The 12,826-nt window shown below is 73.3% G+C and carries 8 protein-coding genes; 7 read left to right on the forward strand and 1 reads right to left on the reverse strand.

The genetic code is table 11. From position 1 onward, the window contains the following. The first annotated feature begins 173 nt into the window (after positions 1-173). The 7 genes from ACWGSR_RS30860 to ACWGSR_RS30890 all read left to right on the forward strand — a co-directional run bounded on the left by ACWGSR_RS30860 (position 174) and on the right by ACWGSR_RS30890 (position 10,073). Positions 174-1,970, forward strand: a complete 1,797-nt coding sequence (locus ACWGSR_RS30860; protein WP_453571373.1) for an ABC transporter ATP-binding protein — start codon at positions 174-176, stop codon at positions 1,968-1,970. After that, a complete protein-coding gene (locus ACWGSR_RS30865) occupies positions 1,967-3,805 on the forward strand; it encodes an ABC transporter ATP-binding protein (RefSeq protein WP_453571376.1) in 1,839 nt (612 codons plus the stop codon). The genes ACWGSR_RS30860 and ACWGSR_RS30865 overlap by 4 nt, the downstream gene beginning before the upstream one ends. A 501-nt stretch (positions 3,806-4,306) precedes the next feature. Then, on the forward strand, positions 4,307-6,334 hold the full coding sequence (locus tag ACWGSR_RS30870) for a M4 family metallopeptidase (RefSeq protein WP_453571379.1): 2,028 nt from the start codon (positions 4,307-4,309) through the stop codon (positions 6,332-6,334). 88 nt (positions 6,335-6,422) lie between these two features. After that, a complete protein-coding gene (locus ACWGSR_RS30875) occupies positions 6,423-7,079 on the forward strand; it encodes a response regulator (RefSeq protein ID WP_453571382.1) in 657 nt (218 codons plus the stop codon). Next, entirely contained in the window at positions 7,072-8,643 is a 1,572-nt protein-coding gene (locus ACWGSR_RS30880) for a sensor histidine kinase (RefSeq protein WP_453571385.1), read from the forward strand. Before ACWGSR_RS30875 ends, ACWGSR_RS30880 begins: the two co-directional genes overlap by 8 nt. 216 nt (positions 8,644-8,859) lie before the next feature. Continuing rightward, a complete protein-coding gene (locus ACWGSR_RS30885) occupies positions 8,860-9,393 on the forward strand; it encodes a pentapeptide repeat-containing protein (RefSeq protein ID WP_453571388.1) in 534 nt (177 codons plus the stop codon). Continuing rightward, positions 9,339-10,073, forward strand: a complete 735-nt coding sequence (locus tag ACWGSR_RS30890) for a hypothetical protein (protein ID WP_453571391.1) — start codon at positions 9,339-9,341, stop codon at positions 10,071-10,073. Before ACWGSR_RS30885 ends, ACWGSR_RS30890 begins: the two co-directional genes overlap by 55 nt. 68 nt (positions 10,074-10,141) lie before the next feature. On the opposite strand, the gene glgP is transcribed toward ACWGSR_RS30890, so the two are convergent. Then, entirely contained in the window at positions 10,142-12,712 is a 2,571-nt protein-coding gene (gene glgP, locus ACWGSR_RS30895; RefSeq protein ID WP_453571394.1) for an alpha-glucan family phosphorylase, read from the reverse strand. Between the last annotated feature and the right edge of the window lie 114 nt (positions 12,713-12,826).

The following is a 12,826-nucleotide window of genomic DNA, read 5'->3' on the forward strand; positions in this document are numbered from 1 at the left end:
ACCGGCCATCGGCCGATCGGTCGACGGCGGGTACGACCCGAGGAGCCGCGACCCGGAGGGCTGCGGTTCCGGAGGCGGCGGAGGCGGAGGCGGCGGCTCCGGAGATGGCGGAGGCGGAGGCGGACGAAAAACCGGATGAGCGGTGTCAGTGGCGAACCGTAAGGTCGGACCTGATGCCCGAGAAACCCTTGCCCCCAGCGAACCCGGCGGACACCGCCGACCGGTCGGCGGTGCGCGTCCTGCTCCGCCTGTGGCCGTACGTACGACCCGTGCGGGGGCGGCTGTTCACGGCCGCCTTCGTCGCGATAGTCGCCTCCTGTCTGTCGCTCGTCATCCCCCTCGTCCTGAAGTGGCTGGTGGACGGGCCCGTCGCGGACCGGGACCCCGGCGGCGTGTGGCTCGGCGCGCTGTACCTGCTGCTGCTCGGGATCACGGAGGCGGTCCTCTTCGGCTTCCGGCGCTGGCTGGTGGCGCGGCCGCTCGCCGGGGTGGAGGCCCGGATGCGGTCGGACCTGTACGGCAGGCTCCAGCGGCTGCCGATCGCCTTCCACGACCGGTGGGCGTCGGGCCAGCTCCTGTCGCGCGGGACGACGGACCTGATGCTGGTCCGGATGTTCCTCGCCTTCCCGCTGACCTTCCTCCTGGTCAACGGCGTGACGATCCTCGCCGGATACGTGCTGCTGCTCTCCCAGGACTGGTCCCTCGGCCTGGTGCTGCTGACCCCGGTGCTGCCGCTGGTGGTGGTCTGCTCGCTCTTCGAGGGCCGGTACGGCCTGGTGGCGCGCCGGGCCCAGGACCAGGTGGGCGATCTGACGACGGTCGTGGAGGAGAGCGTCCTCGGCATCCGGATCGTCAAGGGCTTCGGCCGGCACCGCAGCCAGGCGCGCGCCTTCCGCGAGCTCTCCGAGCGCCTGCGGGGCACCGAGCTCGTCAAGGCCCGGCTGCTCGCCATGATCTGGGCGGTCATCACGGTCGTACCGGAACTGGCCATCGGCGCGTCGCTCGTCCTCGGCACGGTGCAGGTCGCGGACGGCGACCTGTCGGCGGGCACGCTCGTGGCGTTCCTGTCGACGGCGCTCGCGCTGCGCTGGCCGGTGGAGTCGATCGGCTTCCTGCTCGCGATGAGCCAGGAGGCGGCGACGGCCACGGAGCGGTACTTCGAGGTGATGGACGCCGAGGAGGAGCCGGACACGGCCTTCCCCGGGGCCCCGCGGGCCGACGGCCCGGACGGGGTCCGCTTCGAGAACGTCACCTTCCGCTACCCGGACGCCCCCGAGGGCGCTCCGCCGGTCCTGGACGGCGTGGACCTGCACATCCGCCCCGGCGAGACGCTGGCCCTGGTCGGCGGCACGGGCTCCGGGAAGACGACCCTCACCGCCCTCGTCCCGCGCCTGCACGAGACGACGGACGGCCGGATCCTCCTCGACGGCGAGGACATCGCGCTGATGGAGCGCCGCCGCCTCCGCTCCCTGGTGTCGGTGGCCTTCGAGGAGCCCACCCTGTTCTCCGCGTCCGTCGGCGAGAACGTCCTGATGGGAGCCGACGGCACGGCGGGCGAACCGGAGCTGCGGCGCGCCCTCGCCGTGGCCCAGGCGGACGACTTCGTGGACCGGCTGCCCGAGGCCGCCGCGACCCAGGTCGGCGAGCAGGGCCTGAGCCTGTCGGGCGGCCAGCGGCAGCGCCTCGCCCTGGCCCGCGCGGTGGTCGGCCGCCCCCGCTTCCTCGTCCTGGACGACCCCCTCTCCGCCCTCGACGTGCACACGGAGGCGCGGGTGGAGGCGGCCCTGCGGGAGGTGCTGCGGGGGACGACGGCCCTGGTGGTGGCGCACCGCCCGTCGACGGTGATGCTGGCCGACCGGGTCGCGCTGCTGTCCGGGGGCCGGATCGCGGCCGTGGGCACCCACCAGGAACTGCTGCGGAGCAGCGAGGAGTACGCCTGGCTGATGTCGGGCGAGAAGGAACGGCGATGACGGACACCACGCTCACGAAGCCGCCCACCACCGCGCCGGACGAGCCGGACCCCTTCGACCGCGACGACCTGCCCGCTCCCCCGGGGGCGACGGGCGCCCTGCTCCGCTCCCTCCTGTCCGCGCACCGCGCACGGGTCGCGGTCGCCGCGCTCGTCCTCCTGGTCAAGGAGGCGGCGGTCCAGGCGGGCCCGCTGCTCGTCGCGTACGCCATCGACCGCGCCGTCCCGGCCTTCCGCGCGGGCGACCACGGCCCGGTGGTCGTGGTGGCCCTCGGCTACCTCCTCTGCTCGGTCCTCTCGGGCCTCCTCCAGTACGTCTTCGTCCGGGGAGCGGCCCGCGTCAACCAGGACGTCCTCCTGGACCTGCGCGGCCGGATCTTCCGCCACGCACAGCTGCTCAGCGTCGACTTCCACGAGCGCTACACCTCGGGCCGGCTGATCTCCCGCTCCACCACGGACGTGGAGTCACTGCGCGAACTGCTCTCGGAGGGCCTCCAGGAACTGATCGGCGTGGTCCTCTCCTTCGTCTCGATCACCCTGGTCCTCCTCTGGCTGGACCTGGGCATCGGCGCGGTAGCGACGGCGTCCTTCGTCCCGCTCTACCTCCTGGTGCAGCTCTACCGCCGCCGCGCGGGCCGGGTGTACGGCGAGCGTTCCACGGCGATCGCGGGCGTGATCGTGAAGTTCGCGGAGACGATGAACGGCATCAGGCCCGTCCGCGCGTTCCGCCGCGAAGAAACCAACGACACGGAATTCACAGCCCTCAACCACCGCCACGAACGAAGCAACGGCGACGCCCTCCTCGAAATGGCCCGCTACGTCGTCGGCTCGCGCCTCGTCGCGAACACGGCGGTGGCCGGAATGTGCCTCTGGGGCGCGTACCGGGTGGCGGAGGGCTCCCTGGAACTGGGCGTCCTGGCGGCAGCCGTCCTCTACATGCGGCGCCTGTACGACCCGATCGACCGCCTGGGCATGTTCCTCAACTCGTACGAGTCGGCGGCGGCGTCCCTCGCCAAGATCGCGGGCCTCCTGGCCCAGGAACCGGGCGTCCCGGAGACGACGACGCCCCGCGAACTCCCGCACCGCGAGGGTGCTCCGGGCCGGGAGGTGGTCTTCGACGACGTGAGGTTCGCGTACCGCACGGGGGGCGAAGTCCTCCCGACCTTCGACCTGAAGATCCCGGCCGGCCAGACGGTGGCGGTGGTAGGAGCGACGGGCGCGGGCAAGTCGACCCTGGCCAAACTCCTGGCCCGCTTCTACGACCCGACGGAGGGCAGGGTCCTCCTCGACGGCGTCGACCTCAGGCAGTTGACGACCCCCGAGCTACGGCGGGGAATCGTCATGGTCACCCAGGAGGCGTTCCTCTTCTCGGGCACGGTGGCGGAGAACATCGCGATCGGCCGCCCGGACGCGACGCGCGCGGAGATCGAGGAGGCGGCGAAGGCCATCGGCGCCCACGACTTCATCGAGGGACTGCCCGACGGCTACGACACGGACGTACGGAAGCGCGGCGGCAGGATCTCGGCGGGCCAGCGCCAACTGGTGGCCTTCGCCCGGGCGCTCCTGGCGGACCCGGCGGTCCTGATCCTGGACGAGGCGACGAGCTCCCTGGACGTACCGGGCGAAAGGGCGGTCCAGCAGGCCATGGACACGGTCCTGAAGGGCCGTACGGCGGTGGTCATCGCCCACCGCCTGTCGACGGTCGAGGTGGCGGACCGGGTCCTGGTGATGGAGTCGGGCCGGATCGTCGAGGACGGCCCGCCGTCGGCCCTGGTGACGGGAGACGGCCACTACGCGGGCCTGCACCAGGCGTGGCGGGACAGCCTGGTGGGCTGAGGGAAAGTCCCACGGTCGCGAGCTCATCCTCATACGCGAGTGGGGGCCGTGGAGGGGGCCGTGTTCGGGACGTAGAGCGTGATGTGGGGCGCGCGAGAACCGGTCACTCCGCCGGGACCCGCAGGTGCCGTGAATCATGCAGTCCCGAACGCGGCCCCCGGAACGGCCCCCACGCCCCCGAAAAACCGGAGTGCGCCCCACCGCCCAACCCCTACGGGCAAAAACACGCCTCCGCCCGAACACCACCCATCACCCACCCCACAGCCCACGAAACGTCCGCTTAACGAACGCGCCCGTACCAGCAGCGGACGATTTCTGGCCAACTTCCAGCCGCACTCCTGACAGGTCCCCGTCATCCCTGTCACTCTCTCCCCGGCTGTACGAACGAAAGTTCACCGCATCACCCGAACGCGCTCAGCCGAACGTGCTCAACCGCTCTCCTTGCTCTGCCCGACGGACTCACCCAAGCCCGCCGGTACCCCCCTCGCAAAAGGAGTCCGCGTGAGATCCACGCCCAGCCGTCGCGCCACCGCGACCGGTGCCCTGATAGCCGCCGCCGCCATGCTCGCCGTGAGCGTCCAGACGGGCGCCGCCACCGCGGCGGACACCCCGTTCAGCGCTGCCCCCAAGGCCCAGCAGGGCACCTCGGCGAACCCCGGCAAGCTCCCGGCCGACCTCACCCCGGCCCAGCGCACCGCGCTGATCAAGGCGGCCGACGCCGACAAGGCCGCCACGGCCAAGTCCCTCGGCCTCGGCGCCCAGGAGAAGCTGGTCGTCCGCGACGTCGTCCAGGACCGCGACGGCACGACCCACACCCGCTACGAGCGGACCTACGCGGGCCTGCCCGTGCTCGGCGGCGACCTGGTCGTCGAGGAGTCGAAGGCCGGCGCCCGGCAGAGCGTCACCAAGGCGGTCCGCACGGAGCTGAAGAACGTCGACACGACCGCCAAGGTCGCCCCGGCCGCCGCCGAGAAGCAGGCCGTCGGCCTCGCCCAGGCGGACGGCTCCGAGAAGACCGCCGCCAGCCGCGCCCCGCGCAAGGTCGTCTGGCTCGCCGAGGGCTCCCCGGTCCTCGCGTACGAGACCGTCGTCGGCGGCCTCCAGCACGACGGCACCCCGAACGAGCTGCACGTCGTCACGGACGCCAAGACGGGCGCGAAGCTCTACGAGTGGCAGGCCGTCGAGACCGGCACCGGCAACACGCAGTACAGCGGCCAGGTGACGCTCGGCACCGCGCCCTCGTACACGCTGACGGACACGGGCCGCGGCAACCACAAGACGTACAACCTCAACGGCGGCAGCTCCGGCACGGGAACGCTGTTCACCAACTCCACCGACGTGTGGGGCAACGGCAACCCGTCCAACAAGGAGACCGCGGGCGCCGACGCGCACTACGGCGCCGCGCTCACCTGGGACTACTACAAGAACGTGCACGGCCGCACCGGCATCCGCGGTGACGGCGTCGGCGCGTACTCCCGGGTCCACTACGGCAACGCGTACGTCAACGCCTTCTGGCAGGACTCCTGCTTCTGCATGACGTACGGCGACGGCGCGGGCAACGCCAAGCCGCTGACCTCGATCGACGTGGCCGCGCACGAGATGACGCACGGCCTGACCTCGGTCACCGCCAAGCTGGTCTACAGCGGCGAGTCCGGCGGCCTCAACGAGGCCACCTCGGACATCTTCGCGGCGGCCGTCGAGTTCTACGCCAACAACGCCCAGGACCAGGGCGACTACCTGGTCGGCGAGAAGATCGACATCCGCGGCAACGGCACCCCGCTGCGCTACATGGACAAGCCGAGCAAGGACGGCTCGTCCAAGGACGCCTGGTACTCGGGCATCGGCTCGATCGACGTCCACTACTCCTCGGGCCCGGCGAACCACTGGTTCTACCTGCTCTCCGAGGGCAGCGGCACCAAGACGATCAACGGCGTGAACTACGACTCGCCGACCTCGGACGGCCTGCCCGTCACGGGCATCGGCCGGGACAAGGCCGCGCTGATCTGGTTCAAGGCGCTCACCACCAAGTTCGGCTCGAACACCAACTACGCGGCCGCCCGCACGGGCACGGTCGACGTGGCGAAGGCGCTCTACGGCGCCACCAGCCCCGAGGTGACGGCCGTCGAGAACGCCTGGGCCGCCATCAACGTCGGCGCCCGTCCCGGCGGCGGCAACCCCGGTGGCAAGGTCTTCGAGAACACCGCCGACGTCGCCGTCCCGGACAACGGCGCCGCGGTCACCTCGACGGTCGACGTCACCGGCGTCACCGGCAACGCGCCCAGCAACCTCTCCGTCGGCGTGGACATCGTCCACACCTACAAGGGCGACCTGATCGTCGACCTCGTCGCCCCCGACGGCTCGGTCTACAACCTGCACAACCGCACCGGCGGCAGCGCCGACAACATCGTCCAGACCTACACCGTCAACGCCTCCTCGGAGGTCGCCAACGGCGCCTGGAAGCTCCGCGTCCAGGACAAGGCCTCGGCCGACACCGGCTACATCAACGCCTTCAAGCTGACCTTCCCGTAACCGTCACGGGTAGGGCCGGAACGAAGTGACGGACGCCCCGGGGGCAACGCCCCCGGGGCGTCCGCGCGTCCTCCGTAGGGTGGAACACGTGATCAGGGTGCTGCTGGCCGACGACGAGACGATGATCAGGGCCGGGGTGCGGGCCATCCTCACCACCGACCCCGGGATCGAGGTGGTGGCGGAGGCGGGCGACGGGCACGAGGCCGTCGCGCTCGCCCGCGAGCACCGGCCGGACGTCGTGCTGCTCGACGTCCGGATGCCCCGGCTCGACGGGCTCGCCGCCGCCGAGGAGCTGCGCAGGACCGTGCCGGGCGCGGCCGTCGTCATGCTGACGACCTTCTCCGAGGACGCCTTCATCGCGCGGGCGCTCGGCTCGGGCGTCGGCGGCTTCCTGCTGAAGTCGGGGGATCCGCGCGAACTCATCGCCGGGGTGAAGGCGGTGGCGGCCGGCGGCGCCGCGCTCTCCCCCTCGGTCGCCCGCCGGGTCATCGACACCCTGGGCGGCGAACGGTTCACGCGCGCCGCCGGGGCGCGGGCCCGCCTGGAGCCGCTGACCGGCCGGGAGCGGGAGGTCGTCGCGCTCCTCGGCGCCGGGCTCTCGAACCAGGAGATCGCGGACCGCATGTACGTGGTCGAGGGCACGGTCAAGGCGCACGTGAGCGCGGTCCTGGCCCGCCTGGGCCTGCGCAACCGGGTCCAGCTCGCGGTCCTGGCGTACGAGGCGGGTCTGGTCCCGGATGCGTGAGCGTCTCTTCGACGCGGCGCTCTGGCTCCTGCTCTGCGTCCCGGTCCTGCTGAAGTCGGACCCGAACGACGGCGGCTCCTGGCCCCTGGTCGCCCTGGGCGTGACGGTCCTCGGCGGCTGCGTCGCGGTGAGCCGGCGGTGGCCGCTGGTGCCGCTCGCGGTCACGGTCGCGACGAGCCTGACCGTCACCCTGGAGCTGTTCACCCCTTCGTACGGCCTGGCCCTGGTGGCCTTCGGGTACCTGGCGGGACGGCGGCGGGCACGGACGCGCAGGGCGCTGTGGCTGTTCGCCGCGATCGCGGCGGCGGGGCTGCTCCTGACCACGGTCACGGGCACGCCCCTCGGCCAGTGGTTCACGCTGCTGCTCGCGCTGGCGCTGGCGGTCGTGGCGCCCTGGCTGATCGGCCGGTACGCGCGCCAGTACGACCGGCTGGTGCGCAGCGGCTGGGAGCTGGCGGACCGGATGGAGCGGGAGCGGGCGGCGGTCGCCGACCGGGAGCGGCTGCGGGAACGCTCCCGGATCGCGGGCGACATGCACGACTCCCTCGGCCACGACCTGGCCCTGATCGCGATCCGCGCGGGCGCCCTGGAGGTGGATCCGGGGCTCGGCCCGGACCAGCGGCGGGCGGCGGGCGAGCTGCGGCGCGCGGCGGCGGACGCGACGACCCGGTTGCGGGACGTCATCGGCGTCCTGCGCGAGGACGGCGCGGGGGCGCCGACGACCCCGCCGGGCGAGACGGTCGAGGAACTGGTGGCCCGCGCCCGCGCGTCGGGCCTGCCCGTCACGCTCACCACGCCACCGTTGCCGGCCCTGCCGGGAATGACGGGCCCCGCCCTGCACCGGGTCGTCCAGGAGGGCCTGACCAACGCGGCCAAGCACGCACCCGGCGCGGCGGTCTCGGTCACGGTGGCACCGGAGACGACGGGCGCGACGGGCGTACGGGTCGAAGTGATCAGCGGCCCCGGCGGCTCGGCGAGCACCCTCCTCCCCTCCGGCGGCCCCGGCGGCTCGGCGAGCACCCCCCTCCCCTCCGGCGGCACCGGCCTCGTCGCCCTGGACGAGCGGGTGCGGCTCGCGGGCGGCTCGCTGACGCACCGGGCGACGGCGGACGGCGGTTTCGCCCTGACGGCCGTCCTGCCCCGCAACCCCCCGCCACCCCGGCCCGCCGCACCCACCTCCGCGCGGGAGCTGGACCGGGCCCGCCGGAAGGTGCGCCGGGGCCTCACGCAGGCGATCTGGATCCCCCTGGCACTCCTCACCGCACTCGGCCTGCTGATGGGCGGGGTCGCGCTGTGGACCCAGCACCGGTCGCACCTGGAACCGGAGGAGTACGCCCGGCTGCGGATCGGCCAGTCGTACGCGGAGGCCGCCGAGGAACTACCCGCCCGCCCCCTGGACGGCCCGCCCCACGGCGCCCCCGCCGAACCGCCCGGGACGGACGAGTGCCGCTACTACCGGACGACCCTGCTCGCCGCCCTCCCGGTGTACCGGCTGTGCTTCACGGCGGGGCGCCTCGCCGACAAGGCCGAGGTGTCCCGGGGCGAGGACCCCGGTCCGCAGTGACGTGGCCCTCCGCTCGGCCCGCGTGACGTTTTCGGCCCAACCGCCAATCTTCGCAGTCCGGTTGGGAAGGATCACTGTCGTCGATCGTCTCCGCACACCGTCAGGAGCCGCCCCGTCGTGGTCACGCCTCCGGCCCTGCCGCCCGCCCCGTCCTGGCCGTACTGCGGCCACGGCGCGGACCCGGTCACGGATCCCGTCGGCTGCCGGGGCGTCCAGGTGCCCGGCCACGCCGTGTGTCTCGCCCATCTCACCGATGCCGACCGTGACGCGCACCTGGCCGGCCTGGCACCCGGCTCCGACATCGACCACCGGGGAACGCCTCTGACGGAAGACCTCCTGAGGAGACTGCTGCGAGCCCTCGTGGTCGGCACCACCGGACGGGCCGAAAGAGGTGATGCCCGGTTCGACGAGGCGGTCTTCCACGGCGAGGCCGGTTTCTCCGGGGCGCGGTTCACCGGCGAGGCCAGATTCTCCGGGGCGCGGTTCACCGGCAGCGCCGGTTTCCACCTGGCGGAGTTCTCCGGCGCCTGGTTCGACGACGTACAGTTTTCCGGTGCCGCGCATTTCGGCTCGGCGATCTTCTCCGGCCACGCCCATTTCGTCGCCGCGCAGTTTTCCGGCGCGGCCTGGTTCGAAGGGGCGAAGCTCTCCCGGGACGCCTGGTTCGTCGGGGCGCGGTTCCCGGCGGCGTCCACGTGGGGGCCGGTCACCTGCGCTACGCCACGGCGTACCTCGACCATGCGGTGCTGACGGCCCCCGTCGCCGTCGTCGCCCATCCCGCCCCTTTCCTCTCCTCGCACGGCCGGGACCTGGACGAGAGTCTCCTGTCCGGTTCCGCGTCGACACTGGTGGCCTCGGTGCAGGGCGTGGACGCCGCGCTCCTGGTCCTCACCGACACGGATCTGTCCGAGTGCCTGTTCTCCGGGACCTTCCACCTCGACCAGCTCCGCCTGGAAGGCAACACGGTCTTCGCCTCGCCGCCCACCGGGTGGCACTTCAAGGGCGTACGGCCGATCCGCTGGACGCGGCGGCGCACCCTGGCGGAAGAACACCACTGGCGCGCCCAGAGCGCCGGCCAGGCCCCGGAGCCCTCACGCCAGATCCAGTATTTCCGTGACGGCATGGCCGTTCCCGTCCCGCGGGCGGACCGCCCGCCCTCGCCCCGGCGCCGGCGGGTCGGACCGCACCATCCGGATCCCGCCCGTACGCCCGACCCCGAAAAGGGCGACCCCCGGAACCCCACCGGCGAAAGGTTCACCGGCAGGCGTTTCGAGAAGGCCCTGAACATCACGCTCAAATCCGTGGTCTTCCGCTCCAACGGAGAAGACCTGACCACGGCCGGCACCTACATCGAGATGGCCTCGCGCCTCTTCGAGCCCGCCCTTCTCGCCCTGGCCGTCCTCGCCGTCCGCGGGCGCATCAAACGCTAGCCGTCGGCGTGAAGAGGGTTCGGGGCGCCGGATCCCACCCGGCGCCCCGAACCGCACCCGACGGACCGCTACCGCAGCAGCACCCCCGCTCCCTCCCCCGTCGTCTCCTCCGGCAGGGCCGCCAGGCCCAGTTCGGAGGGGTGGGCGAGGAGGGGGTGGGTGGGCAGGACCCGGACGGTGCAGCCGAAGGAGCCGGTGCGGTCGAGTTCCAGGGTGCCCTCGTACGGGAGGCGGCCCTCCAGGTCGGGGCCGCCCGCCGGCTTGAGGGCGACGGTGCGGGGGGCGGTGAGGGTGTCGTCGGCGTCGACCCGGCCGGTGACGGCCTGGACCTCGACGTCGTCGGGGCCGAGCGCGCCGAGGGCGACCCGGACGCGGACGACCGGGGTGGCGCCCAGCTCCGCGTCGGCCACGTCGTCCGCGAGGCCGTCGCCGACCTCGACGCGGTCGACGGTCACCCGGGGCCAGGCCTCCCGGACCCGGGCCTTCCAGGCGGCGAGTTCGCGGGCCCGGTCCGGGGTGAGCGCCCGGCGGGCGGAGGCGGCGGGGGCGTAGAGCCGCTCGACGTACTCGCGGACCATGCGGTCGGCGAGGACCTTGGGGCCGAGGTCGGTGAGGGTGCGCCGGACCATCGCCGTCCAGCCGGCCGGGACGCCGTCGGCGCCCCGGTCGTAGAAGCGGGGGGCGACGCGGCGCTCGATCAGCTCGTAGAGGGCGGCGGCCTCCAGGTCGTCGCGGCGCTCCTCGTCGGCGGCGGCCGCGCCGTCGGCGGTGGGGATGGCCCAGCCGAAGTCGGGCTCGAACCACTCGTCCCACCAGCCGTCGAGGACGGAGAGGTTGAGGCAGCCGTTGAGGGCGGCCTTCATGCCGCTGGTGCCGCAGGCCTCCAAGGGGCGCAGGGGGTTGTTGAGCCAGACGTCGCAGCCGGGGTAGAGGCCGCGGGCCATCTCCATGCCGTAGTCGGGCAGGAAGACGATCCGGTGCCGGACACGGGGGTCGTCGGCGAAGCGGACGAGTTCCTGCACGAGCCGCTTGCCGCCGTCGTCGGCGGGGTGGGCCTTGCCGGCGACGACGAGCTGCACGGGCCGCTCGGGGTGGAGCAGCAGCGACCGCAACCGGTCCTTGTCGCGCAGCATCAGGGTGAGCCGCTTGTACGAGGGGACGCGGCGGGCGAAGCCGATGGTGAGGACGTCGGGGTCGAGGACGGAGTCGGTCCAGCCGAGTTCGGCGGCGGCCGCGCCGCGCTGCCGCCAGGAGGCCCGCAGCCGGTCCCGCACGTCGGCGACGAGCCGTTCGCGCAGGGTGCGGCGCAGGTCCCACAGCTCCCGGTCGCTCGCGTCGGGGCCGAGCGGGCCGACCTCGGGGGCGACCCAGGTGGGGGCGTGGACGCCGTTGGTGATGGAGGTGATGGGCACTTCTTCGGGGTCGAATCCCGGCCATAGTCCGGCGAACATGGCGCGGCTTACGGCGCCGTGGAGGGTGGAGACGCCGTTGGCGCGCTGGGCGAGGCGCAGGCCCATGGCGGCCATGTTGAAGACGCCGGGTTCGCCGCCGAGGGGGAGCTCGTCGCCGAGGGCGAGCACGCGGCCGGTGTCGACGCCTGGCAGGGCGCCGTCCTCGCCGAGGTGGCGGGCGACCAGGGTGCGGTCGAAGCGGTCGATGCCGGCCGGGACGGGGGTGTGGGTGGTGAAGACGGTCCCGGCCCGGACGGCCTCCAGGGCGCCGTCGAAGTCGAGCCCGTCGCGCTGGAGTTCACGGATGCGTTCGAGGCCGAGGAAGCCGGCGTGGCCCTCGTTGGTGTGGAAGACCTCGGGGACGGGGTGGCCGGTGAGCCGGGTGTACGTGCGGACGGCGCGGACGCCGCCGATGCCAAGCAGCATCTCCTGGAGGAGCCGGTGCTCGCTGCCGCCGCCGTAGAGGCGGTCGGTGACGCCGCGTTCGCCGGGGGCGTTCTCCTCGACGTCGGAGTCGAGCATGAGCAGCGGGACGCGGCCGACCTGGGCGGTCCACAGGTGGGCGTGCAGGCTGCGGCCGCCGGGGAGGGCGAGGGTGACGCGGGCGGGGGCGCCGTCGGGCTCGCGGAGCAGGGTGACGGGCAGCTCGCCGGGGTCGAGGACGGGGTACTGCTCCTGCTGCCAGCCGTCCCTGCCGAGGGACTGGCGGAAGTAGCCGTGCCGGTAGAGCAGTCCGACGCCGATCAGGGGGACGCCGAGGTCGCTGGCGGCCTTGAGGTGGTCGCCGGCGAGGATGCCGAGGCCGCCGGAGTACTGGGGCAGGGCGGCGGCGACGCCGAACTCGGGCGAGAAGTAGGCGACGGCGGCCGGGAGGTCGCCGGACTGCTCCTGGTACCAGCGGGGGGCGTGCAGATAGGCGTCGAGGTCCTCGGCGGCGGCGCGGAGCCGGGCCAGGAAGTCCTGGTCGGCGGCGAGCGCGGCGAGGCGGGGGGCTTCGAGGGCGCCGAGGACCCGGACGGGGTCGGCGCCTGCCCGGGAGCCCGGCCGGGACGGGTCGGCGGCGAGGGAGTCGAAGAGGGCCCGGGTGGGCTCGTGCCAGGACCAGCGCAGGTTGCGCGCCAGGTCGGCGAGGGGTCGAAGGGTGTCGGGGAGGACGGGACGCACGGTGAATCGACGGATTGCCTTCACGTGTTCCACCTTCGCAGGCGAGTACGGACCGGAGTGGACGCACCACGCTGTGTGTCCGGCGTGCCGCTCCGATGGTAGCCCCGACCGGATCGGAGCAACGGGAACCGACGGGTA

Source organism: Streptomyces sp. NPDC055632, assembly GCF_053618675.1.

Bases quoted from the DNA above. Each gene is read 5' to 3' on its own strand.
- ACWGSR_RS30880 (WP_453571385.1), top strand. From the start codon at position 7,072: ATGCGTGAGCGTCTCTTCGACGCGGCGCTCTGGCTCCTGCTCTGCGTC.
- ACWGSR_RS30860 (WP_453571373.1), top strand. From the start codon at position 174: ATGCCCGAGAAACCCTTGCCCCCAGCGAACCCGGCGGACACCGCCGAC.
- ACWGSR_RS30865 (WP_453571376.1), top strand. From the start codon at position 1,967: ATGACGGACACCACGCTCACGAAGCCGCCCACCACCGCGCCGGACGAG.